This is a genomic window from Sphingopyxis indica (assembly GCF_032879645.1).
Classification (GTDB): domain Bacteria; phylum Pseudomonadota; class Alphaproteobacteria; order Sphingomonadales; family Sphingomonadaceae; genus Sphingopyxis; species Sphingopyxis indica.
Map to the genome: position 1 here is coordinate 2435200 of NZ_CP076394.1, position 22807 is coordinate 2458006.

General features: G+C 66.6%; 27 protein-coding genes. 14 read left to right on the forward strand and 13 right to left on the reverse strand.

Translation table 11 applies throughout. From position 1 onward, the window contains the following. From pstB to phoB, 3 genes are read left to right on the forward strand one after another with little or no spacing between them, the layout of a single operon-like run. A complete protein-coding gene (gene pstB, locus KNJ79_RS11595; RefSeq protein ID WP_317151177.1) occupies positions 1-783 on the forward strand; it encodes a phosphate ABC transporter ATP-binding protein PstB in 783 nt (260 codons plus the stop codon). Positions 784-808: 25 nt separating this feature from the next. Next, positions 809-1531 (forward strand): phosphate signaling complex protein PhoU, encoded by a 723-nt coding sequence (gene phoU / locus KNJ79_RS11600; RefSeq protein ID WP_089217471.1) that lies wholly within the window; start codon positions 809-811, stop codon positions 1529-1531. Further along, on the forward strand, positions 1531-2229 hold the full coding sequence (phoB, locus tag KNJ79_RS11605; RefSeq protein ID WP_089217472.1) for a phosphate regulon transcriptional regulator PhoB: 699 nt from the start codon (positions 1531-1533) through the stop codon (positions 2227-2229). The genes phoU and phoB overlap by 1 nt, the downstream gene beginning before the upstream one ends. Before the next feature lie 255 nt (positions 2230-2484). On the opposite strand, the gene KNJ79_RS11610 is transcribed toward phoB, so the two are convergent. Next, positions 2485-3849 (reverse strand): OprO/OprP family phosphate-selective porin, encoded by a 1365-nt coding sequence (locus KNJ79_RS11610; RefSeq protein ID WP_317151178.1) that lies wholly within the window; start codon positions 3847-3849, stop codon positions 2485-2487. A 196-nt stretch (positions 3850-4045) separates the two neighbouring features. Here KNJ79_RS11610 and KNJ79_RS11615 point away from each other — a divergent pair, with 196 nt between their 5' ends. Further along, positions 4046-4948 carry an SDR family oxidoreductase gene (locus tag KNJ79_RS11615; RefSeq protein ID WP_317151179.1) on the forward strand — a complete coding sequence of 301 codons (903 nt, stop codon included), beginning with the start codon at positions 4046-4048 and terminating at the stop codon, positions 4946-4948. Positions 4949-5133: 185 nt separating this feature from the next. Further along, the gene (locus KNJ79_RS11620; RefSeq protein WP_317151180.1) at positions 5134-6198 is read left to right on the forward strand and encodes a hypothetical protein; all 1065 of its coding nucleotides are present in this window, start codon (positions 5134-5136) and stop codon (positions 6196-6198) included. A 259-nt stretch (positions 6199-6457) separates the two neighbouring features. On the opposite strand, the gene KNJ79_RS11625 is transcribed toward KNJ79_RS11620, so the two are convergent. From KNJ79_RS11625 to KNJ79_RS11655, 7 genes are all read right to left on the reverse strand, one after another. After that, positions 6458-6805 carry a DUF2794 domain-containing protein gene (locus KNJ79_RS11625; RefSeq protein WP_089217476.1) on the reverse strand — a complete coding sequence of 116 codons (348 nt, stop codon included), beginning with the start codon at positions 6803-6805 and terminating at the stop codon, positions 6458-6460. Next, positions 6805-7533 carry a serine O-acetyltransferase gene (cysE, locus tag KNJ79_RS11630; protein WP_089217477.1) on the reverse strand — a complete coding sequence of 243 codons (729 nt, stop codon included), beginning with the start codon at positions 7531-7533 and terminating at the stop codon, positions 6805-6807. Before cysE ends, KNJ79_RS11625 begins: the two co-directional genes overlap by 1 nt. Before the next feature lie 80 nt (positions 7534-7613). Then, the gene (locus KNJ79_RS11635; RefSeq protein ID WP_317151181.1) at positions 7614-8246 is read right to left on the reverse strand and encodes a hypothetical protein; all 633 of its coding nucleotides are present in this window, start codon (positions 8244-8246) and stop codon (positions 7614-7616) included. Positions 8247-8362: 116 nt separating this feature from the next. After that, positions 8363-9727, reverse strand: a complete 1365-nt coding sequence (locus KNJ79_RS11640; protein WP_089217479.1) for a pyruvate dehydrogenase complex E1 component subunit beta — start codon at positions 9725-9727, stop codon at positions 8363-8365. Position 9728: 1 nt separating this feature from the next. After that, positions 9729-10799, reverse strand: coding sequence for a pyruvate dehydrogenase (acetyl-transferring) E1 component subunit alpha (gene pdhA / locus KNJ79_RS11645; RefSeq protein WP_089217480.1), 1071 nt, complete (start codon positions 10797-10799; stop codon positions 9729-9731). 258 nt (positions 10800-11057) lie between these two features. Further along, entirely contained in the window at positions 11058-11378 is a 321-nt protein-coding gene (locus tag KNJ79_RS11650; RefSeq protein ID WP_317151182.1) for an FtsB family cell division protein, read from the reverse strand. A 31-nt stretch (positions 11379-11409) separates the two neighbouring features. Next, positions 11410-12147: a helix-turn-helix transcriptional regulator gene (locus KNJ79_RS11655; RefSeq protein ID WP_212541954.1), complete on the reverse strand. Its 738-nt coding sequence runs from the start codon at positions 12145-12147 to the stop codon at positions 11410-11412. Positions 12148-12292: 145 nt separating this feature from the next. Here KNJ79_RS11655 and KNJ79_RS11660 point away from each other — a divergent pair, with 145 nt between their 5' ends. Continuing rightward, entirely contained in the window at positions 12293-13051 is a 759-nt protein-coding gene (locus tag KNJ79_RS11660) for a class I SAM-dependent methyltransferase (protein ID WP_317151183.1), read from the forward strand. Positions 13052-13070: 19 nt separating this feature from the next. Here the strand turns inward: KNJ79_RS11660 and eno are convergent, their stop codons facing one another. Then, a complete protein-coding gene (gene eno / locus KNJ79_RS11665; protein WP_317151184.1) occupies positions 13071-14345 on the reverse strand; it encodes a phosphopyruvate hydratase in 1275 nt (424 codons plus the stop codon). A 202-nt stretch (positions 14346-14547) separates the two neighbouring features. Here eno and KNJ79_RS11670 point away from each other — a divergent pair, with 202 nt between their 5' ends. The 5 genes from KNJ79_RS11670 to KNJ79_RS11690 all read left to right on the forward strand — a co-directional run bounded on the left by KNJ79_RS11670 (position 14548) and on the right by KNJ79_RS11690 (position 16823). Further along, positions 14548-15093, forward strand: a complete 546-nt coding sequence (locus tag KNJ79_RS11670) for a hypothetical protein (protein ID WP_089217484.1) — start codon at positions 14548-14550, stop codon at positions 15091-15093. Positions 15094-15100: 7 nt separating this feature from the next. After that, complete coding sequence (locus tag KNJ79_RS11675) at positions 15101-15556, forward strand: phage holin family protein (protein ID WP_089217485.1); 456 nt, start codon at positions 15101-15103, stop codon at positions 15554-15556. Further along, positions 15553-15948, forward strand: a complete 396-nt coding sequence (locus tag KNJ79_RS11680) for a hypothetical protein (RefSeq protein WP_245836960.1) — start codon at positions 15553-15555, stop codon at positions 15946-15948. The genes KNJ79_RS11675 and KNJ79_RS11680 overlap by 4 nt, the downstream gene beginning before the upstream one ends. Further along, on the forward strand, positions 15932-16318 hold the full coding sequence (locus KNJ79_RS11685) for a hypothetical protein (RefSeq protein ID WP_089217486.1): 387 nt from the start codon (positions 15932-15934) through the stop codon (positions 16316-16318). The genes KNJ79_RS11680 and KNJ79_RS11685 overlap by 17 nt, the downstream gene beginning before the upstream one ends. A gap of 289 nt (positions 16319-16607) precedes the next feature. Continuing rightward, positions 16608-16823 (forward strand): DUF4170 domain-containing protein, encoded by a 216-nt coding sequence (locus KNJ79_RS11690; RefSeq protein WP_089217487.1) that lies wholly within the window; start codon positions 16608-16610, stop codon positions 16821-16823. Positions 16824-16872: 49 nt separating this feature from the next. Here the strand turns inward: KNJ79_RS11690 and KNJ79_RS11695 are convergent, their stop codons facing one another. From KNJ79_RS11695 to KNJ79_RS11710, 4 genes are all read right to left on the reverse strand, one after another. Further along, positions 16873-17151 (reverse strand): ETC complex I subunit, encoded by a 279-nt coding sequence (locus KNJ79_RS11695; RefSeq protein ID WP_089217488.1) that lies wholly within the window; start codon positions 17149-17151, stop codon positions 16873-16875. Positions 17152-17214: 63 nt separating this feature from the next. Next, a complete protein-coding gene (gene hrpB / locus KNJ79_RS11700; protein ID WP_317151185.1) occupies positions 17215-19683 on the reverse strand; it encodes an ATP-dependent helicase HrpB in 2469 nt (822 codons plus the stop codon). Beyond that, on the reverse strand, positions 19680-20063 hold the full coding sequence (locus tag KNJ79_RS11705) for a DUF1801 domain-containing protein (RefSeq protein WP_317151186.1): 384 nt from the start codon (positions 20061-20063) through the stop codon (positions 19680-19682). The genes hrpB and KNJ79_RS11705 overlap by 4 nt, the downstream gene beginning before the upstream one ends. A 15-nt stretch (positions 20064-20078) precedes the next feature. Then, complete coding sequence (locus KNJ79_RS11710) at positions 20079-21092, reverse strand: polyprenyl synthetase family protein (protein ID WP_317151187.1); 1014 nt, start codon at positions 21090-21092, stop codon at positions 20079-20081. Positions 21093-21201: 109 nt separating this feature from the next. Between KNJ79_RS11710 and KNJ79_RS11715 the strand changes: the two genes are divergently transcribed. The 3 genes from KNJ79_RS11715 to KNJ79_RS11725 all read left to right on the forward strand — a co-directional run bounded on the left by KNJ79_RS11715 (position 21202) and on the right by KNJ79_RS11725 (position 22766). Beyond that, the gene (locus KNJ79_RS11715; protein WP_089217490.1) at positions 21202-21489 is read left to right on the forward strand and encodes a chorismate mutase; all 288 of its coding nucleotides are present in this window, start codon (positions 21202-21204) and stop codon (positions 21487-21489) included. Continuing rightward, positions 21486-22181, forward strand: a complete 696-nt coding sequence (locus KNJ79_RS11720) for a glutathione S-transferase N-terminal domain-containing protein (RefSeq protein WP_317151188.1) — start codon at positions 21486-21488, stop codon at positions 22179-22181. The genes KNJ79_RS11715 and KNJ79_RS11720 overlap by 4 nt, the downstream gene beginning before the upstream one ends. 99 nt (positions 22182-22280) lie before the next feature. After that, positions 22281-22766, forward strand: coding sequence for a hypothetical protein (locus tag KNJ79_RS11725; RefSeq protein ID WP_317151189.1), 486 nt, complete (start codon positions 22281-22283; stop codon positions 22764-22766). Positions 22767-22807: the final 41 nt, after the last annotated feature.

Sequence of the window (22807 nt, forward strand, 5' to 3'; positions counted from 1 at the left end):
ATGACCCAAGACGACCTCTCCATCGCCGACCCCAAGATGCGCGCGCAGGGCGTCAGCGTCTTCTATGGCGAGAAGCAGGCGATCAACGACGTGTCGATCGACGTCGGCACCGACCTCGTCACCGCCTTCATCGGCCCGTCGGGGTGCGGCAAGTCGACCTTCCTGCGCTCGCTCAACCGCATGAACGACACGATCGCCGGCGCGAAGGTGACCGGAACGATCGAACTCGACGGCGAGGATATCTATGCGCCGTCGATGGACGTCGTGCAGCTGCGCGCGCGGGTCGGCATGGTGTTCCAGAAGCCGAATCCCTTTCCCAAGTCGATTTACGACAATGTCGCCTATGGCTCGCGCATCCACGGCCTCGCGTCGAGCAAGGCCGATCTCGACCTGATCGTCGAACGCGCGTTGACCCGCGCCGGGCTGTGGGACGAGGTCAAGGACCGCCTGACCGAGAGCGGCACCGCGCTGTCGGGCGGCCAGCAGCAGCGCCTGTGCATCGCGCGCGCGATCGCGGTCGATCCCGAAGTCATTTTGATGGACGAGCCCTGCTCGGCGCTCGACCCGATCGCGACCGCAAAGATCGAGGAACTGATCCACGAGCTGCGCGGCAAATATGCTATCGTGATCGTCACGCACAATATGCAGCAGGCGGCCCGCGTGTCGCAGCGCACCGCCTTTTTCCACCTCGGAACGCTGGTCGAATATGGCAAGACGACCGACATCTTCACCAACCCGAAGGCGGAACGGACCAAGGATTATATCACCGGCCGCTACGGCTGATCCGTAGCCGCAAAAGGATGGAACGATGGCAGTAGTCAACGAACATACCGTCAAGGCCTTCGACGAGGATCTGAACCGCCTGCGCGGGTTGATCAGCGAAATGGGCGGCCGCGCCGAACAGGCGCTGATTCAGGCGATGGCGGCGCTGAGCAAGGGCGACCAGGAGCTCGCCGCGCAGGTCGTCATGGGCGACAAGAAGATCGACGCGCTCGAGGCCGAGGTCGAACAGCTCACCGTCCAGACGATCGCGCTGCGTGCCCCGATGGCCGACGACCTGCGCGAGATGATCGCGGCGCTGAAAATCGTGTCGGTCGTCGAGCGCATCGGCGATTATGCGAAGAATATCGCGAAGCGCGTCGCGCTGATGGACCAGACGCGCTCGATCGAAGCGATCCCGGTGCTGATGTCGATGTCGTCGCTGGTCGCCGAGCTGGTCCACGACGCGCTCGACAGCTTTGCGGCGCGCGACGCCGAACTCGCGGTGCGGGTGACGGTGCGCGACAAGAATGTCGACGATTTCTACAACAGCATCTTCCGCACGCTCGTGACCTTCATGATGGAAAATCCGAAGCATATCACCGAGAGCGCGCACCTGCTGTTCGTCGCCAAGAATCTCGAGCGCATGGGCGACCATGCGACCAACATCGCCGAGATGGTCTATTATGTCGTCACCGGCGAGCGGATGGAGGAACGCGAGCGCGGCGAAACGCCCGAAGGCGCGGCCTCTGCGGAGCAGGAGGAAGGCTGATGCCGCAACCCGATCTGCTGCTGATCGAGGATGACGAGGCGATCGCCGAGCTGATCGTCTGGCATTTCGCGCGCGAAGGCTTTTCGGTGCGCCAGACGCCCGACGGCGAACAGGCGCTGGTGCTCGTCGAGGAACGCGTTCCCGACATCGTGCTGCTCGACTGGATGATCGAAAGCCTGCCCGGCATCGAAGTGTGCCGCCGGCTGCGGCGCAATCCCAAATCGGCGAACGTCCCGATCATCATGCTGACCGCGCGCGGCGAGGAGGAGGATCGCATTCGCGGCCTCGAAACCGGCGCCGACGATTATGTCACCAAGCCGTTCAGCCCGCGCGAGCTGGTCGCGCGCGTCCAGGCGGTGCTGCGCCGCCTGCGCCCTGCGCTCGCGGGCGAGATGCTGACCTATTCGGACATCGAGCTCGACTCGGTCGCGCACAAGGTCGTGCGCGGCGGCCACATCGTGAACATGGGTCCGACCGAATTCCGCTTGCTCCGCCATTTCATGGAGCATCCGGGGCGCGTCTTTTCACGCGGGCAATTGCTCGACAGCGTCTGGGGACAGGACAGCGACATCGAACTGCGCACCGTCGACGTCCATATCCGGCGGCTGAGGAAAGCGATCAACCTGCCGGGCACCGCCGACATCATCCGCACGGTGCGCTCGGCGGGCTATGCGCTCGACGCCGGAAGGGGCGCCTGACTTCGGACTCGAAGCCCGAATTGTGCTGAGAGCGATAAGGACCGAGAGAGTCCGCTGACGGGCGGGAGGGGTCATAAGGGTCCTCCCCGGCACGGGGAGGGGGACCATGCGAAGCATGGTGGAGGGGCACCCTCGGTTTACGCTGCGTTCAAAGAGGGAAAGGCAAACCGCCTGTGCCCCTCCACCACCCTTCGGGTGGTCCCCCTCCCCCAAGGGGGAGGACGTCCGCTCCCCACCCCAAAACCGCCATCGCAATCAGAAATCGATCTGCGTCCTCAGGCCCACGGTATCGACGCTATAGTCCCGGTCGCCGGTCGCGGTTGCGACGCGCGCATCGTCGATCCACAGCTTGCCGTAATTGGCGACGATGCGGACATAGTCGATCGGCACCCAGACCAGCGACAGAAGCGCCGCCTGCTGCTGGCCGCCGACGAGTCCCGCATCGTTGAGATCGAGATAATCGTAACGCGCATTGACCTCGATCGCGCCCGGCCCGCCTTCGGTAAACGGCCGCGACGGCTTCAGGCGGTCGTATGCGCCGTCCTTGTATCCGCGCCGGTCGCCGCGGGTGAGCACCATGCCCAATTCGGCATAGCCGCCGAAGAAGGTCGGATCGGGCGACCCGAGGCGATCGACCGTCTGCCAATAGCTTTCGCCCATCGCATGGAACGGCCCGTGGATCACCGCGGCTTCGGCGCCGATGCCCCGCTCGCCTTTTGCGTCGATCTGGCCGGTGTCGACCAGCCGCACCGAGGTCGTATGCGTGAAGGGGCGCGCGCGGTAGCGGACGGTTGCCGCCGGATTGTCGAAATCGCGCAAATGGAGCGAGCCGGCGAGGTGCAGCTGCGTATCGCCGTATTTCGGCATCCACACCGCCCGCGCGTCGACGCTGACCGCCTCGGTGGCGGAATCGAGCAGATCGTCGGCGTTGTTCCCGAATATCCCCCCCTGCAGCAACAGCGCCTTGTGCTTATATTGCGCCGACAGGCCGACGCGGCGCTCGAAGCCGAACGCCTGGATATAAGCGGCGCGTTCCATCGTGCTGGTAAACAAGTCGCTCGTCATGTCCTCGAGCGACCAGAAGGGCTTAACCTGCCCCGCCGTAACGGTGAGCGGCCCGGTCCCATAGGACAGATAAACATCGGTCAACTCGACCGCATTATTGGCGAAATCGGCCTCGACTCGATAGGCGATGCCGCCTGGAATCTTGCCGTCGACGCCCAGGTAGACGCGCCGGAACTCGGGCTTCAGGCCATTGTCCGCGACCCCGTCGGGCGCGTAAAGCCCGCCGACATCGACCTGCACCCGCCCGCGCGGCTTGAAGCTCCAGCCGTCGGCGGTCTTGATTTCGGGCGCGCCCTTCCAATTCACCTCGGTCGCGCTTGCCGCCGGCGCTGGCGCAACGGCCGGAGCGGGCGCGGGCGATGCCGTCGGGCTCTCGCCCTGCTCGGCGGTCGCCGCATCGAGCCGCGCTTCGAGCGTATCGACCTTCGCCTTGAGCGCGGCGAGTTCGGCGCGCAAGGCGGCCGCCTCTTCGGCGCTCATCGCCTGCGCATGGGCTTCTCCCGGGATGACGAACATCGTCGTCGCCAGCAAGGCGGCGGTAATAGCGAGGCGCATTCGAATTGCTCCATTTCGTTCCGGTGACAATCTGGTGGCGCTGTTATGACCAGTAAATGACAGTTGCGCGTCCATAGCATGACATTTTCGTTACATTGCTCATTTTGCGCGGCCCCTTGCCAGCGCAGCCCGAACGACTAAGGACGTGCCAGTTTCTATCGGCAACCCATTGGGTCGCATCATGCGGGAGAATATCATGGCGATCAATTTCGACGGTCGTGTTGCAATCGTGACCGGAGCCGGCGGCGGGCTCGGCCGCGCCTATGCGCTCGAACTGGCGCGGCGCGGCGCGAAGGTCGTCGTCAACGATCTGGGCGGCGCACGCGACGGCACGGGCCATTCGGACGCCGCGCTTGCCGTCGTCGAGGAAATCCGCGCCGCCGGCGGCGCCGCCATGTCGAACGGCGGCAGCGTCACCGAATATGAGCATATGGCCGAAATGGTCGCCAAGGCGAAGGAGGAATGGGGCGGCGTCCACATCCTGATCAACAATGCCGGCATCCTGCGCGACAAGAGCTTCGCCAAGATGACGATGGAGGATTTCGACCTCGTCGTTCAGGTCCACCTGCTCGGCAGCGCCAATGTCACCAAGGCGTGCTGGGACCTGATGCGCGACCAGGCCTATGGCCGCATCCTGATGACCGCCTCCTCGACCGGCCTCTACGGCAATTTCGGACAAGCCAATTATGGCGCCGCGAAGCTGGGCCTCGCGGGATTGACCAAGACGCTGCACCTCGAAGGCGCGAAATATAATATCCGCTGCAACACGATCGCGCCGGTCGCGGGCACGCGCATGACCGAGGACATTTTCCCGCCCGAACTGTTCGAGAAATTCACGCCCGAAAATGTCGTTCCCGCCGCGCTGTTCCTCGTCAGCGAGGACGCCCCGACGAACATGATCGTCGGCGCGGGCGCGGGCGCCTATCACGCCGCCTATGTCACCGCGACCCCCGGCGTCGCCCTGCCCGAAGACGAACGCACACCCGAGGGCGTCGCCGCGGCGTGGGAGCAGATCATCGACCGCAAGGGCGAGATCGTCCCGCAATCGGGCAGCGAACAGTCGATGATCGTGATGAAGGCATTGCAGGCGCTAGGCTGAGCCTTCGTCCCTTCATCCTCGTCACCCCGGGCTCGACCCGGGGTCCATTTCTCGCACGGTGGCGCCATGGATGCCGGGTCAAGCCCGGCATGACGAGGGTTGCCAGTCTACTGTATTGACACACTAACACGCCCATGTAATACCAAAGCGGGGCAAGGGGATCGGTCAGACAAAGGACGACCCCGATGTATAGTGAAAGCGACCTGCAAGCAGCGGTCGATGCCAGAGTGTTGACGCCGGAGGCCGCGCAGGCTTTCCGGTCGCACATTGCATCGGTTCGCGCCGCGCCCGGAGCCGACGAGGAATCCTTCCGGCTCATCACCGGCTTCAACGATATTTTCGTCAGCATCGCGGCGGTGATCCTGCTCGTTGCAGTGGGATGGATCGGCGAATCGATCCATGCGGCGCTTGCGGGCGCATTCGTCGCGGGCTCGGCCTGGTTCCTCGCCGAATATTTCACGAAGGTGCGCCGCATGGCGCTTCCCAGCATCGTGTTGATGCTCGCCTTCGCCGGCGGCATCGCGGCAACGATGATCGGCTTTCTCGTCGAGCATGGCGAGGCCATTTTCGGCGAAGATCCGGGCGATACGGTCGCCGGGCTGCTGATGGGCGGCATTGCGCTGATCACGGCGGTGGCGACCTGGCTGCACTGGAAGCGATTCATGGTGCCGATCACCGTCGCGGCGGGCACCGCGGCGCTCGCGGCGATGGCGGTCACGCTGATCCTCTCGATCACCGGAATGCCCGAAGAGCCCGACGCGCTGGTCATGTCGCTGGTGCTCGTCGCCGGGCTCGGCGTCTTCACGCTTGCCATGTGGTGGGACCGCAGCGACCGCGCGCGCCAGACACGCCGCAGCGACGTTGCCTTCTGGCTGCACCTGCTCGCCGCTCCGATGATCGCGCACCCGATCTTCTTTCTGCTGGGGGTTACCGAGGGCGAGAATATCACGAGCGGCGCCGCGGTGATGGTGGTCGGCATCTACATAGTGTTCGGCCTCGTCGCGCTGGCGATCGACCGGCGCGCACTGCTCGTCTCCGCCCTCGCCTATGTGTTGTTCGCGTTGACCCAGCTCTTTCGCACCTTCGGTGCGATCGAACTCAATGTCGCGCTGACCGCGCTGGTGATCGGATCGGCGCTGCTGCTGCTTTCGGCCTTCTGGCAGAATGCGCGGGCGATCGTGGTCGGCCAGCTGCCCGCGAATCTCGCGAACCAGCTGCCGGCCACCATTCGGGCAACGGCTCAGGCCTGACTTCCAACGTCATCCCGGCGGAGGCCGGGATCTCGCCGGGGCCTAGAGCAAATTGCGCGAAATCTGAATCATCCGCATCCCCGAGCGAAGACGAGGGGCTCGTTCGAGCGGAGCGAGAACCGCAGCGTCGCAGCCTCGACTTCGCTCGGTAGAGCCCCTCGTCTTCGCTCGGGGAAACGGTGCAGATTTCCGGCACGATGCTCTAATGCTCAGACGGTGAGATCCCGGCCTTCGCCGGGATGACGGCGTGAGGGCGCCGTCAGTCCGCAACCAGCTTCATCAGCTTGCGCTCGATGGGGGCGAGTATGTTCGCGAGTTCGTCCCCGCGCTTCAAAATCGCCCCGGCTTCGGAGACCAGTGCCCACAGGCCCTGGCGGCTCCGCAAGGCGGGGCGCTTTTCGATACGATATTCGGGGCGCTCGGCGGTGCGGCGAAAGGCCGAGAAGATCGCGGCGTCGCGGTGGAAATCCATCGCATAGTCGCGCCAGCGCCCCGCCGCGACCATGCGGCCGTAGAGGTCGAGGATGCGGGTCAGCTCATCACGGTCGAACCCGACTTGCAGCGGTGCCGCACGAACGAGATGCGGCAAAGGCGTCACCGTTCCCATCAGGCCCGGTTCCGGCTCCCTTTGCGCCGCTGCGGCGCTTCGTCGTCGTTATCGACAATTGCCGCCTCGCGCTCGGCAATCAGGGCTGCGAGTTGCTTCTGCAGCTGCTCGAGCTGGCATTGCAGCAGTTCGACCTTCTGCGTCGCGGGGTCGAAGGTTTCGCAGCACGGCGTCCCATAGGGCACGAATTCGCGGGCATATTCGGTCGCATCGACGAGCGTCGAGCGCGCCGGAATGCCGACCATCACCGCGCCTTCGGGCACGTCCTTCGTCACCACCGCATTGGCACCGACGCGCGCGCGTTCGTTGACGATCACCGGGCCGAGGATCTGCGCGCCCGATCCGACGATGACGTCGTTGCTCAAGGTCGGGTGGCGCTTGCCGCCGATCCCGTTGGCGGGATCGGTGCCGCCGAGCGTCACGCCCTGATAGATGGAAACATTGTCGCCGATCTCCGCCGTTTCGCCGATCACCACGCCAAAGCCATGGTCGATGAACAGATGGCGGCCGATCGTCGCGCCGGGGTGGATGTCGATGCCGGTCAGGAAGCGCGCAAGATGATTGATGAAGCGTGCGAGGAAAAACAGCCGCGCCTCGAACAGCCAGTGCGCGACGCGGTGCATGCCGACCGCGAGCAGCCCCGGGTAGAGGAGGATTTCCCACCGCGACCGCGGCGCGGGATCGCGCGCCTTGATCGAGTCGAGATAGGCGACCAGGGTATTGAACATCTATTGTCCCCTGCGACCGTGCAATCAAGGCAAGATAGAGACGCCCGAGAGGCTTTTCCACCCCCGAAGCGCTTTATTCGTCACCGCCCGAACAGGCCAAGGCGAAAGAGCAGCAAGCCTTCGCTTCGCCAGCGCCGCTCGCCATCGCGCGCGGCGATCGCCGCGGCCCAGCGGTCGAGCATCAACAGCGCGCGCTGCCCGGCAAAGGCGCTGCGCGGCGGCGGGGGGGCGGCGCGAGCTTCGGCGAACAGCCGGCGCGCATCGGCTTCGTCCTTTTGCAGCGCCGCGCCCCAAAGCAGGCCCCACCGCTGTCCCGATGCCCCGTCGCCGCCCGACAGCGCGAAGAGCGCGGTGCCGAAGCCGATGGCGCCGTCACGCCCCGCATCTTCGGCGAGCAACATCGCCTCGGCCGCATCGACGAGTGCATCGAGCCCGCCCTGGCCGCCCCACGTCGCCTGAAGCTCGGCGAGCAGCGGCTCGCCTTTCGGCAGCGCCTCGGGGTCGTTCGCGAGCAGCGCCAGCATGTCGCGCCACCAGGCGAGCTTGATCTGCCCGATCAGCGGTTCGGTCGTATCGCGCAGCAGGGCCGTCAGCCGCTCGGCGAGCGCCCACAGCGCCGTGAGCGCAGCGCGGCGCCCGGGCGGCACCGCGACCAGCACGCGCGGGTCACGCAGGTCGGGATAGGGCGCAAAATCGGGAACGTCGCTCGCCATGCGCTGCGGCTAACATTTCCACTCCGTCATTGCGAGCGAAGCGAAGCAATCCAGAGCGCGCCAGACCGCCCTGGATTGCTTCGTCGCTTCGCTCCTCGCAATGACGAGAATAATTATCAGCGATTGCACACTGCCTTCGCCGCCGCGATCACCCGCGCGGTATCGACGAGCGCCGCCTTTTCGAGATTGGCGGCATAGGGCAGCGGCACATCCTCGTTGCACACGCGGGTGACCGGCGCGTCGAGATCGTCGAAGCCCTGTTCCATCGCGACCATCGCAAGCTCGCTGGCGATCGAGCAGGTCGGCCAGCCTTCCTCGACGATGACGAGGCGGTTCGTCTTTTTGAGGCTTGCGAGCACGGTCGCCGTATCGAGCGGGCGCAGCGTGCGCAGGTCGATCACCTCGGCGTCGATACCCTCGCCGGCCAGCGCGTCGGCGGCTTCGAGCGCAAGCCCGACGCCGATCGAATAGCTGACGAGCGTCACGTCGCTGCCCTCGCGCATGATCCGCGCCTTGCCGATCGGCAGGACGAAATCGTCGACTTCGGGCACGTCGAAGCTGCGGCCGTAGAGCAGCTCGTTTTCGAGAAAGACGACCGGATCCTCGCTGCGGATCGCGGCCTTCAAGAGCCCTTTCGCGTCGGCCGCATCATAGGGCGAGATGACGATCAAGCCGGGGACGCTCGCATACCAGGGCGCGTAATTCTGGCTGTGCTGCGCCGCGACGCGGCTCGCCGCGCCGTTCGGGCCGCGAAAGACGATCGGGCAGCGCATCTGGCCGCCCGACATATAGTTGGTCTTCGCCGCCGAATTGATGATGTGGTCGATCGCCTGCATCGCGAAGTTGAAGGTCATGAACTCAATGATCGGCCTGAGGCCGCCCATCGCAGCGCCGGTGCCGAGCCCCGCAAAGCCATATTCGGTGATCGGCGTGTCGACGACGCGCTTGTCGCCGAATTCTTCGAGCAGGCCCTGCGTGACCTTGTACGCGCCCTGATATTCGGCGACTTCCTCGCCCATCACGAAGATGCGGTCGTCGGCGCGCATCTCTTCGGCCATCGCATCGCGCAGCGCTTCGCGCACGGTGAGCTTGGCCATCGCGGTGCCTTCGGGGATCGCGGGGTCCGACGCACGTTCGGCCGGAGCCGGCGCCTTGGGAGCGGCTGGCGCGGGAGCGGCGGCCTCGGGCTCGTCGACGGGCGCGGCGGGTGCTGGTGCCGGCGTGCTCGCCGCATCCTCGCCCTCGCCCGCAATCGTCGCGATCACGGTGCCCACCTTCACATTGTCGGTGCCCTCGGGCACGAGGATCCGGCCGATCGTGCCTTCGTCGACCGCTTCGAACTCCATCGTCGCCTTGTCGGTCTCGATCTCGGCGAGGATGTCGCCCGATTTGACCTCGTCGCCTTCCTTGACGAGCCATTTGGCGAGCGTGCCCTCTTCCATCGTCGGCGACAGCGCCGGCATCTTCAATTCGATGGCCATCTCAATATTGCTCCACCAGCACGTCGGTATAAAGTTCGGCAAGTTCGGGTTCGGGCGCGCTTTCGGCGAAGTCGGCCGCGTCGCTCACCACCTGGCGGATGTCCTTGTCGATCGCCTTGATCGCGTCCTCGGTCATTCCCGCGTCGAGCATCAGCTTCTTGAGATGCTCGATCGCATCGGACTTGTCGCGCACCGCCTGCACCTCCTCGCGGCTGCGATATTTGGCCGGATCGGACATCGAATGACCACGATAGCGATAGGTCTTGAGCTCGAGCAGGATCGGCCCCTTGCCCGCGCGCACCCATTCGAGCGCCGCCTCGGCCGCGCCGCGCACCGCGAGCACGTCCATGCCGTCGACCTGCATGCCGGGGATGCGGAAGCTCTCGCCGCGGCGATAGAGCTGGTCCTCGGCCGACGAGCGATTGACCGAAGTGCCCATCGCATATTGGTTGTTCTCGATCACGAAGATGATCGGCAGCTTCCACAGCTCGGCCATGTTGAAGCTTTCATAGACCTGGCCCTGGTTCGCGGCGCCGTCGCCGAAATAGGCCATGGCGACCCCGCCGTCGCCGCGATATTTGTGCGCGAAGGCGAGGCCGGTGCCGAGCGCGACCTGCGCCCCGACGATGCCGTGGCCGCCATAGAATTTATGCTCGACGCTGAACATGTGCATCGAGCCGCCCTTGCCCTTCGAGATGCCCGCCTGACGCCCGGTCAGCTCGGCCATGATGACCTTGGGGTCGATGCCGTAAGCGAGCATATGCCCGTGGTCGCGATAGCCGGTGATCACGCTGTCACGCTCGCCGTCGAGCGCCGACTGGAGGCCCACGGCGACCGCTTCCTGGCCGATATAGAGGTGGCAGAAACCGCCGATCAGGCCGAGGCCGTAGAGCTGCCCCGCCTTTTCCTCGAAGCGGCGGATGAGCAGCATTTCGCGATAGAATGTCTCGAGCTCTTGCGGAGTCGCCGCATAGGGCGCGGGCTCGCGGGGGGTCTCGCGGTTCGATTTGGGAGCTGGAGTGGACGCAGGTTTTTTTGGCGCGGCGGTCTTGCGCGCGGGTGCTTTGGCCAAGGTGCTTTCCTTTGCGTTTAGCCGTTACGGCATGGCCCCTATAGGACCGCCCCGCCCCGCTTGGCAACGCCCCCTTGGGCGGCCGGAAGGATGGTGTTACGTATGCAACATTGCCTAAGCCCCTCCTCTTCAGAGGAGGGGCTGGGGTGGTGGCGCGCGGCAGCGCGCAAGACGCCGAGCACCACCCCGCTGCGACCAGCGAACAAGTTCGCAAGTCTCGCCGCCCCTCCTCTGAAGAGGAGGGGGTGACGCATTACTCTATTCCTTGTCGTCCATCGGGATGGCGATTTCGTCGGGGTGCATGACGCCCAGTTTCTCGCGAACATATTCGTCGGCAAGGTCGGGGTCGACGCGCCGCCGGTCGAGCAGGTTGACGCGGTTCTGAAGTTCGTTCTCGCGCTTGGTCAGCTTCGACAGCACGACCCGCTTCTTCTCGACCGACTGGCGATAATCGCCCCAGGCATAAAGGCCGGTCGGCCCGAAGATGATATAGCCGATCATCGCCAGCACCGCGAGCAGCGCGACGGTGGGACCGATGGCCCGATTCACCGATTTCCGAACTTTGTGGCGCTGCGTCATCGCCGCCTTGAATCACAAGCGATTCGCGGCGTCAAGGCGCCTTGCGACATTTTCCACCGCTTGTCGGTTCAAGGAAAATCAGGCGAAAGTCGCCGCGCTCGACTTCGGCGAGCGTATGCTGCTCATATTCGACCGCGCCGAGCGCCGGATGGTCGAAGCGCCGCGCGCCGCCTTCGTGCGGCAGGACCGCCTGGCGGTCCCATTCGACCGCGAATTCGGCGCTGATTTCGCAAAGCCGGTCGACCACCATATGAACGCGCGGATCGGTGACCCCGCGCCCGAAATCGCGGCGGAACTCCGACAGGATGCGCGCCGCCCGCGCGCGCCAGTCGGGCAGCAGGCCGCGGGCTGCCGGATGCGTGAACACATAGTCGAGCAGATTCGGCTGATCGCCGGCGTCGAACAGGCCGACGAACAGCGCCCGCGCCGCGCCGTTCGCGCAGCAGACATACCAGGCGGGATCGAGGCCATAGGCGGGCCAGGTCAGCGCCTCGACCGCCGCCGCGATCGCCGGCGGCGCCTGCACCGCCGCGGGCCCCACCGGCGCAGCCGGGTCGCGCCTGTCCGCGAGCGCGAACATATAGTCGCGCTCGGCGCCCGACAGGTGCAGCGCATCGGCGAGCCGCGCGAGCATCGCCGCCGACGGCCGGATGTCGCGCCCCTGTTCGACCCACGCGAGCCACGTCGTTCCAATACCCGCAAGATCGGCGAGATCCTCGCGGCGCAGCCCGGGCGTCCGGCGACGACGCGGCGGCCCCACGGGGGTCATCGCCTCACGCCGTCCGCGCACGAAGGCGCCCAATAGTCTGCGTTGCTCCGCGGTCTGCATGATGCAATTTATAACAGGATAATTATGTCTATTGTAACAGGGTAATTGATCGGCTGGAGGGACGGCATCGAAGGAGATAATGACGATGACCGCCACGCACGATGATCTGGTCCGCAGCCAATTCGGCGCGACCGCCAATGCCTATGTCGCCAGCGCCGTCCATGCGTCGGGCGCCGACCTCGATACGATCGCCGCGCGCGCCGCGAGTGCCGCGCCCGCCCGCGCGCTCGACCTCGGCGCCGGGGGCGGGCATGTCGCCTATGCGATCGCGCCCCACGCAGGCGCAGTCGTCGCCTGCGACCTCTCCGCCGACATGCTCGCCGCCGTCGCCGCCGAAGCGAAGCGGCGCGGCATCGGCAATATCGCGACACAGACGACGGCCGCCGAAGCGCTGCCCTTTGCCGACGGCCATTTCGATTTCCTCGCCTGCCGCTTTTCGGCGCATCATTGGCGCGATGCGGAGGCCGGACTGCGCGAGGCGCGGCGCGTGCTCGCACCGGGGGCACCCGCGATCTTCGTCGACATCGTCGCCCCGCACACAGCGGCGCTCGACACCCATTTGCAGACGGTCGAGCTGCTGCGCGACGGATCGCACGTCCGCGACTATGGCGTCGGCGAATGGACGGCGATGTTCGCGCGCGCGGGTTTCGATCTGCACGGGATCACGCGCGGGCGCCTGCGTATGGACTTCGCCGACTGGACCCGGCGGATGCGAACGCCGTCGGCGCACGCCGCCGCGATTCGCGCGCTCCAGCAACAGGCGAGCGAGGATGTCACGCGCCATTTCGCGATCGAGCCCGACGGTTCCTTCACGATCGACATGGTGCTGTTCGAGATCGAATAGCACCCGTCGCCGCGGAAGATCAGCCGAAAATCGCCATTCCGGGATAGCGCGCCATGTCGCCCAGCTCCTCCTCGATGCGGATCAGCTGGTTGTACTTCGCGAGCCGGTCGGAGCGCGCGAGGCTGCCGGTCTTGATCTGTCCGCAGTTCGTCGCGACCGCAAGGTCGGCGATCGTCGAATCCTCGGTCTCGCCCGAACGGTGCGACATCACGGCGGTGTAGCGCGCGCGGTGCGCCATATCGACCGCATCGAGCGTTTCGGACAGGGTGCCGATCTGGTTGACCTTGACGAGCAGCGAGTTGGCGAGGCCGTCCTTGATTCCCTGCTCGAGCCGCAGCGGATTGGTGACGAACAGATCGTCGCCGACGAGCTGGCACTTGTCGCCGATCAGGTCGGTGAGCGCCTTCCAGCCCGCGAAATCATCCTCGCTCATCCCGTCCTCGATCGACTTTATCGGATAATCCTTGACCAGCGCCGCCAGATAGTCGGCCATCTGTTCGGGGCTGAGCGAAAGCCCCTCGCCGCTGATTTCATATTTGCCGCCCCGGAAGAATTCGGTCGCCGCGCAGTCGAGCGCGAGCACGACATCGGTGCCGAGCTTGAAACCCGCCTGGTCGACCGACGCGGCGATGAAGTCGAGCGCGTCGCGCGTCGAGGCGAGGTTGGGGGCGAAGCCGCCCTCGTCGCCGACCGCGGTGGCGAGCCCCTTCTGCGCGAGGCCCTTTTTCAGCGTGTGGAAAATCTCGCTGCCCCAGCGCACCGCCTCGGCGATACTGCCCGCGCCGACCGGCATCACCATGAATTCCTGCACGTCGATCGGATTGTCGGCATGTTCGCCGCCGTTGATGATGTTCATCATCGGAACGGGCAAGGTTCGAGCGGAAACCCCACCGACATAGCGGTAGAGCGGCAGGCCGCGCGCGTCGGCTGCTGCTTTTGCGGCGGCGAGGCTGACGCCGAGGATCGCATTGGCGCCGAGCCGGCCCTTGTTCGGCGTGCCGTCGAGGTCGATCATCGCCATGTCGATCTCGCGCTGGTCCTCGGCGTCGAGGCCGATCAGCGCTTCGGCGATTTCGCCGTTCACCGCAGCGACCGCCTTGGTCACGCCCTTGCCCAGATAGCGCGCCTTGTCGCCGTCGCGCAGTTCGACCGCTTCGTGCGCGCCGGTCGAGGCGCCCGAGGGCACGGCGGCGCGGCCGAAGCTGCCGTCTTCGAGCAGCACGTCGACCTCGACCGTCGGATTGCCGCGGCTGTCGAGGATTTCGCGGCCGTGAATGTCGATGATGGCGGTCATGGAAGTTCGTCCTGCTAGCACGGATGGAAGGGCGCCAGCCTGTTATCGGCGGCCTTCGGGCAAGGCAAGCCGCATAGGAATTTTGCGGCGCTATGGAACCATTCTGCGCGCCTTGCTATATATTGACACAGGACCGAAAAGGGACCGGCACGACCGGCTGACCGCCGCGCGTGCGCCCGGATAAGAAGAAGGATGACGCCCGATGGCCAAAGCCGCTACTCCCGCTACGCCCGCCGCCAAGAAAGCCACGCCGCGCGCCCCGGCCAAGGCCGGCGCCACCAAAAAAGCCCCGGCGCGCAAGCCGGCCGCGGCCAAGGCCGCCAAGGAGCATCCGATCCGCGATCAGCTCGCCGCGACGCGCGACACGATCAAGAGCGAGGCGTCGAAGAAGGCGTCGTCGCTGAAGGGCGATGCGACCAATTTCGCGAACCAGGCCTCGGCAAAGGCGCGTGAAGCCGCGACCCGCGGCAAGGACAAGGCCGCCGAAGCGGTGAGCAGCCTCGCCAAGATGCTCGAGGACAGCGCCGGCACGGTCGACGACAAGTTCGGCAAGCAATATGGCGACTATGCGCGCTCGGCCGCCTCGACGGTGGCGGGCCTCGCCTCGACCCTCGATCAGAAGGACCTCGACGAGCTGGCGGGCGCGACCCGCGATTTCGTCAAGAAGAGCCCGGCGGTCGCGGTCGGCGCTGCGGCGGTGATCGGGTTCGTGCTCGCGCGGATGCTGAAGGGCGGGTCGAACGACTGATCCGGCCTTGACAGCTCCCGACCAAGACATCCCGCCCGAACCCGCGCCGCGCGATTATGATCGCGTCAGCCACGGCTATGCGCCCGAAGGCCGCGCCGAGGCGCCGCCGCCCGAGCCGCTCGACGCGATCGTGCGCGACGTCGTCGTCAATCTGTCGGCGACGGCGCAGGCCGAAATGGCGCTGCTCGAGGCACGGGGATCGCTCGCGTGGCACGCGATCAAATGGACGGCGGGCTGGGGCTTCGTCGCCGCCTGCGCCTTGCTCGTCGCGATGCTGGCGATCGCCTTCGGGGCGATCATGGTGCTCGCGCCGCGCGTCGGTCCGCTCGCGGCGACGCTGATCGTCTTTGGGGCGCTGATCGCGCTCGCCGCCTTTACCGCTTGGCGGGCGCTGCACCATTGGCGCGACCTGCGCACCGCATTGCGCCGAGACCTGGCGCATGAAGTCGGGGAGGAGGAATGATGCCGCCCTCGCGCACGCGCCTCATCAACGCCGCCCGGCGCTCGATGCTCCAGCGCAGCCAGCTTCGCCGCAAGCTCGGCATCGCGGGCGAAGCGTTCAAACCGAGCGCGCTTGCCGGACGCGCCAGAAACCAGGTTCAGGAAGCGATCGACGACAGCGCACATGCGGTGCGCGAGCAGTTCCGCAGGAACCGCCTGCCGATCGCGCTGGCCGCGGTGGCGGGGGTGGCGTGGCTGTTTCGCGAGCCGATCAAGCAGCAGGCGCCGCGGATCGGCCGCAAGCTCGGTGAGATTGCCGATCGCGCGATGGCCCGGCTGCGCCCCGGCGACGATGTGATGGCCGACGAGGCCCAACCCGACATGGAGGAAGACGACGATGAAACCCCTCAGTGAAACCGCTCGCGAAACGCGCGCCAAAGCGAGCGAACTTGCGGAGAAAGCGGCCGAAAATGCAAAAGCGACCGCCGATGCGGCGCGCGCGCGCATCCAGGAAGGCTATGGCCGCGCGCGCACCGCGACGAGCGAACTGGCGAGCAAGGGCCGCGAGCAGGCCGAAGCCGCGCGCGAAGCCGCCGGCCACGCCTATGAAGAGGGCAAGGCGCGCGCGAGCGACGCCTATGCCAAGGGCAAGGTGCAGGCGAAGCGCGCGAACAGCAAGCTCAAGGACATTGCGCAGGAACAGCCGATGGCGCTCGTCGCGGGCGCGGTCGCGCTCGGCGCGCTGGTCGGATCGCTGCTTCCCAAGGGCGGCAAGCGCGACTGACCGCCCCCATACCGGAAAATGAGCCATCTCCCCGAGCGAAGACGAGGGGCTCCGCCGAGCGAAGTCGAGGCAGCGACTGCGAGGCTTCTCGCTTCGCTCGAAAAGGCCCCTCGTCTTCGGCCAAAGGCCGACGTTTATCCTGAGCGCCCGCCAGCGCAGTCGAAGGGCTCGGGGAAGCGGATTGTTTGGACCGAAGCGCCGCACGAGAGCACCGCTTGCCGTTACGGCGAAGCGCTGGTAGGGGGCGCCACCTCCCCTCATCCCGCGCATGACGCCAAGGAAAGCGACAATGAGCAAATTGCACCTGGTATTCGGCGGACGCGTCAGCGATCCGCAGGGTCTCGACTTCGTGGACCTCTCCGCCCTCGACATCGTCGGCCTCTATCCCGACTATAAATCGGCCGAAAAGGCCTGGCGCGCCGCCGCGCAGCGCACCGTCGACGACGCCGAGATGAAATATGTCGTCGTCCACCTGCACCGGCTGCTCCAGCCGGATGCGGAGTAAGCCCTGACATTGAGATCGTCGCCCCCGCGAAGGCGGGGGCGACGAGAGATCAACGGAAATTGTCGGCGTAGGCCTGAATCTTGAGCTTGCGCTCGGGGGTCGGCACGACCTCTGCCTCGATCCCGTTGCGCGCCGCATAGGCGAGCGCTTCGTCGCGGCTCGCGAAGCTGAGGCGCAGCTGGCGGCGCGTGTCGCCACTGCCCGCCCAGCCCATCAGCGGATCGGCCTTGCGCGCCTCGGCGGGGGCGAATTCCAGCATCCAGCGCTGCGTCCCGGCGCGGCCCGACTGCATCGCGTTTTTGGGTTTCTGGAAAATCCGCGCTTTCATCTGAATATCCTGCGTTGAAGCCGTTTCCGCCGCCTTAGCGGCAAGCCGCAGCCCCGAAAAGAGCTATTGCGCATCGCGCCGCGCCTGCGCCGCCTTGGTCAGCCGGGTCGGCCGGGCGGTCGCCGGATCGTCGGGCCACGGATGCTTCGGATAGCGCCCGCGCATCTCGCGCGCGACGTCGTGCCAGCTGCCGCCCCAGAAGCCCGCAATGTCGCGCGTCGTCTGGATCGGCCGGTGCGCGGGCGAGGTCAGCGCGATGACGAGCGGCACCGGCGGCTCGCCGACCATCGGGTGCCGCGTCAGCCCGAACATCTCCTGCGCGCGCACGCTGACGGTCGGCCCGCCCTCGGCGCCATAGTCGATCGGATGGCGGCTGCCCGCAGGGCTCGCATATTCGGCGGGGGCAAGCTTTTCGAGCAATTGCCGCGCAGGCCAGTCGAGCAACCCCGTCAGCGCATCAACCAGCTTGCGGTCCGCAATGTCGCGCAATCCGCGGCAGTCCGCAAGCAGCGGCGCAAGCCACAGATCGAGGCTGTCGGCGAGCGCGCCGGGCGAAAGCGCATCGAGCCCGGCGAAGGACGCACGCTGGCGCAGCGCCAGCGCCTGCGGCCCCCAGCCGATCAATCCGAGCCCCTTTTCGCGCACCGCCGCAAGCCGCACCGCGACATCGTCCTCGACGCCCTCGCCGCGCCCTGCCTGCCCGCTCGCCAGCGCGATCGCGCCGAGCCGGCGTTCGCGGCGATGGTCGACGCGATCGCTTGCGGCGTCGTAGCGGCTCGCGGCGTGAACGACGATCCGGTCGGCGAAAATCGCCGCGACCTCTTCGGGTTCGATGGCGGCCGCGGCAAGGATGCGCACCCCCGCCGCATGGCCCTGCGCATCGGCGACGGCGAGCCATTCGCTGCCCGCGAGCGGGTCGGTGGGGTCGAGCCGGTAGGCGCGTCCGCCGACGCTCAGATATTCGCCGCGCTGCCCCGCGCGGGCGCGGGCGACGCGATCGGGCCAGGCGGTCGCGATCCATCCGCCGATCGAGCGCTTCGGCGCCTGGTCGCCGCGCGGCGCCAGCCGTTCGCCGACACCCGCAAGCCGCCGCGCGAGCCGCCACGCCCCTTCGCTGCGATCGCCCTTCGACCCGCGCCAGCGCAGCAGCCGCCCCTCGATGTCGACCCCGCGCCCGCCAAGGCCCGGCTCGGTGAGCAGCACGGCGAGCCGCGCCGCGAGTTCGGCCTCGCCGAGCGGGGCGGCTTCGGTCAGCATGTGCGCGAGCGGCACCGGCAGCGGCACCGCGGCGAGCGCCTTGCCATGCGCGGTGATCCGCCCGTCCTCGCCGAGCGCTCCGAGCGCGACGAGCCGCGACTTGGCTTCGGCGATCGCAGCGGGCGACGGCGGGTCTAGCCAGCCCAACTGGCGCGGGTCGATGATGCCCCAGCTCGCGCAATCGAGCACGACGGGCATCAGGTCGTTTTCGTGGATTTCGGGCGGATCGAAGGGCGGCATACCCGCCGTCGCGGCCGCTTCCCACAGGCGGTACGCGACCCCTGGTCCCTGCCGCGCCGCGCGCCCGGCGCGCTGCGTCGCCGACGCCTGACTCGCACGCTCGGTGACGAGCCGCGCGATCCCCGCCGCCTTGTCGAAGCGCGGGCGCCGCGCCAGCCCCGCGTCGATCACGATCCGCACCCCGTCGATCGTCAGGCTGGTTTCGGCGATGCTCGTTGCGAGAATCACCTTGCGCCGCCCCTCGGGATCGCGAACGAGCGCCTTGCGCTGCTGCGCGGGGTCGATCTGGCCGTGCAGGCGGTGAACCGCGAGCGGCAGGCGCGCATCCTCAACCGCCGCGGCCGCGCGTTCGATGTCGGCGGCGCCGGGCAGAAAGACGAGCATGTCGCCTTCGGACTCTTCCGCGAGCGCCTGCCGCACCGCTGCAAGCACGCTCGCCTCGAGCCGGTCTTCGGCGCGGCGCCCGATATGGCGTAGCTCGAGCGGCCAGCTCTTGCCCTCGCTCCTGATCAGCGGCGCATCGCCGAGCAGCGCCCCGAAACGCGCGCCGTCAAGCGTTGCCGACATCGCGACGAGGCGCAGGTCGTCGCGAAGTCCCTGCTGCGCGTCGATCGCGAGCGCGAGCGCGAAATCGCCATCGAGGCTGCGCTCGTGAATCTCGTCGAACAGCACCGCCGTGACGCCGGTCAGTTCCGGATCGGCCAGGATGCGGTTGCGGAACAGGCCGGGGGTCATCACGAGCAGCCGCGTTGCCGCCGACTGCTTGCTGTCGAGCCGCGTCGCATAGCCGACGCGCCCGCCAACCGCCTCGCCCATTTCCTCGGCGATGCGCTCGGCTGCGGCGCGCGCGGCAAGCCGGCGCGGCGAGAGCAGCCACACAGCGCCCTTGCACCAGGGCTGGTCGAGGATCGCGGGTGCGATGCGCGTCGTCTTGCCCGCGCCCGGCGGAGCCACGACGACGGCATTGGGGCGGAGCGTCAGCGCTGCGAGAATGTCGGGCAGCACTGCGTCGATCGGAAGGTCGGCCCGCATCATGTCCGCGCGGCGGGATTGCCCAGCTCGACATTGAGGCGATGCGCCGCCGCGGCGAGGCGCGCCACCTCCTCCGCCGTCAACTCGGTCTTCTCGGTCAGGACCAGATTGCCAAGCTCATATTTGCCGCTCGCCTTGATCCGCGGATCAAGGTCGCGCAGCCGCTTGCCGCGCCAGAAACCGAGCAGCACGCGCGCTTCCTCGGCGCGGATCAGGATGCACGGTCCATTCGCCATGAAGACGAGATTGGTCCATTTGACCGTTTCGTCGAACGGCGCGGCGTCCATGATCGTGGCACGCATCATTTCGCACCGGTCGCGCTGCCAGCCCGAGAGCGCGGCGATATAGGCGTCGGGGCTTTCGGCCGCCGGACCCATCGTCATCGCCTCGTCTCCCCCTCAATAGGCGCGCGCAACCGCGAAGGCGACGGCTTCGGTCAGCGCCGCCCGCGCCTGGCTGGCGCGGAACGTGCCGATCGCATCGACGGCGCGCTGGCCATAGTGGCGCGCGCGCGCGAGCGTGTCGTCGATCGCATCATGCTTGCGCAGCAGGTCGGTCGCACGGGCGAGATCCTCGTCGGAGGTGCGGTGGCCCGCCATGGCGAGCTTCCAGAACTCGCGCTCTTCGGCGCTGCCGCGCGCATAGGCGAGAATGACGGGCAAGGTGACCTTGCCGTCGCGGAAATCGTCGCCGACCCCCTTGCCCATCGTTTCGGCGTCCGAGACATAGTCGATCGCATCGTCGACGAGCTGGAAGGCGATGCCGAGGTTGCGGCCGAACGCGTCGAGCGCCGCCTCGGTCGCCTCGTCGCGCTCGGCGACCACCGCGGCGATCTTGCTCGCGGCGGCGAACAGCTCGGCGGTCTTGGCGTTGATGATCGTCAGATACTGATCCTCGCTCGTTTCGACGCGGCGCTGCGCCGAGAGCTGGTTGACCTCGCCCTCGGCGATCACCGCCGAAGCGTGGCTCAATATCTTGAGCACCTTCAGCGATCCGTCCTCGACCATCAGCTCGAACGAGCGCGCGAAGAGGAAGTCGCCGACGAGCACCGAGGCGCTGTTGCCCCAGATGATATTTGCGGTCTTGCGGCCGCGGCGCAGGTCCGACCCGTCGACGACATCGTCGTGGAGCAGGGTCGCGGTGTGGATGAACTCGACCGCGGCGGCGAGCTTGCAGTGCCGGCGCCCCGGATAGTCGAGAAGCTGCGCACTCGCGAGCGTCAGCATCGGCCGCATCCGCTTGCCACCGCCGGCGATCAGATGCCCGGCGAGTTCGGGGATCAGCGGGATTTCGGACTGCATCCGGTCGAGAATGACCGAATTCACCTCGTTCATGTCGGCGGCGACGAGCGCCATCATCGGGTCGAGCGAGGGGGCGCTGTGCCCATGAAGCTGATGGATTTCGGCAGTCATGTCGTGCGCTGCCTTGGCCGCGCAGTCACGATTTTGCAACGACTTTCGCCTTGCCACCCACCCCCTGCCGGTGCCAAGCGTGCCGCGAACGAGAGGAGCAAGACCGCCCATGGACGACCAGTTGAGCCGCTATCGCCAGAGCATCGACAATATCGACGCGGCGCTCGTCTATATGCTCGCCGAGCGGTTCAAGGTGACCAAGGCGGTCGGCGAGCTCAAGGCGCGCATCGACCTGCCCCCCGCCGACCCCGACCGCGAGGCGCGCCAGATCGAGCGGCTTCGCAACCTCGCGCGCGAGGCCGATCTCGACCCCGAGTTCAGCGAAAAATTCCTGCGCTTCATCATCGACGAGGTGATCCGCCACCACGAGCAGGCCAAGCGGGAGACCGAAGCATGACCCCCGACCATCCGGTCTTTTCGCGCTGGCCGGCGCAATATCCCGACCGGCTCCAGCTTTTTTCGGCGCCGACCCCGAACGGCGTCAAGGTCGGGATCATGCTCGAGGAAACGGAGCTTTCCTATGAACCACACCGCATCGACATCATGGCGGGCGAAAGCCACGATCCGGCCTTCCTCGCGCTAAACCCCAATGGCAAGATTCCCGCGATCTACGATCCCGAAGGGCCGAGCGGCGCGCCGCTCGCGCTGTTCGAATCGGGCGCGATCCTGATTTATCTCGCCGACAAGAGCGGCCGGTTCCTGTCCTCCGATCCGAATGCCCGATACGAGACGATCCAGTGGGTGATGTGGCAGATGGGCGGGGTCGGGCCGATGTTCGGCCAGCTCGGCTTCTTTCACAAATTCGCCGGCAAGGACTATGCGGACAAGCGCCCCCGCGACCGATATGCCAAGGAATCGGCGCGGCTGCTTGGCGTCCTCGACGAGCGGCTGACCGACCGAGCGTGGGTGATGGGGAACGACTACAGTATCGCCGACATTTCGCTGCTCGGCTGGGTGCGCAACCTGATCGGCTTTTACGAAGCACGCGAGATCGTCGGCTTCGACCGCTTTACGCACGTCCAGCGCTGGCTCGACGCCGGACTGGCACGCCCGGCGGTGCAGCGCGGGCTGGAGGTGACGGCGGCGTAGGGGCGGCAAATGAGGCCGCCCTATTCAAAGCCGTCCAGGCTGCACGAGGCATTGTCTGCGATCGTTGACAAGACGCGTGAACAGGGGTCCAGTTCGACGATGAATGATCTGTTCAATAGCTTGCGCGTCGCTTTGCTCGGATTACCGCTAGCTGAGGTGTGGCGGGGGGATGGATCGGCAATTTTCTGCGAGTTTGGAAATCTCACCGCTCGAAAGCGCAGTGACGGGTCAACTGGGCATCCATGGGGCGAGATCTCAGTTGGATTGGAATTTGATTGGCGCATTGAAAAAGATGCGGCGATTGTTTGCGGAAGCGGGGGCAATCGCGAGCTGTGGGACGCCCATTTTCGGCGAATCACAGGAGCCACTGCGATCGAGCTTTCGCTTTTTGGAACCGTCCCTGAGCTTTCCCTTGAACTCTCGACCGGCCATCGTCTCCAAACATATTCACTATACGAAGACGGTCCCGATTGGGCATTGACCGACCGCAGGGGCGACGAGGAAATGTGGGTTTATTGGGAGGACGGACACATAATTTGCAGCGAAGGTACACATCTAGGTCCGCAATCGCGACCACTTCGGTAGGCGTCGATCGCCGATAGGGCAATCCAACCAGCGACTTCCCT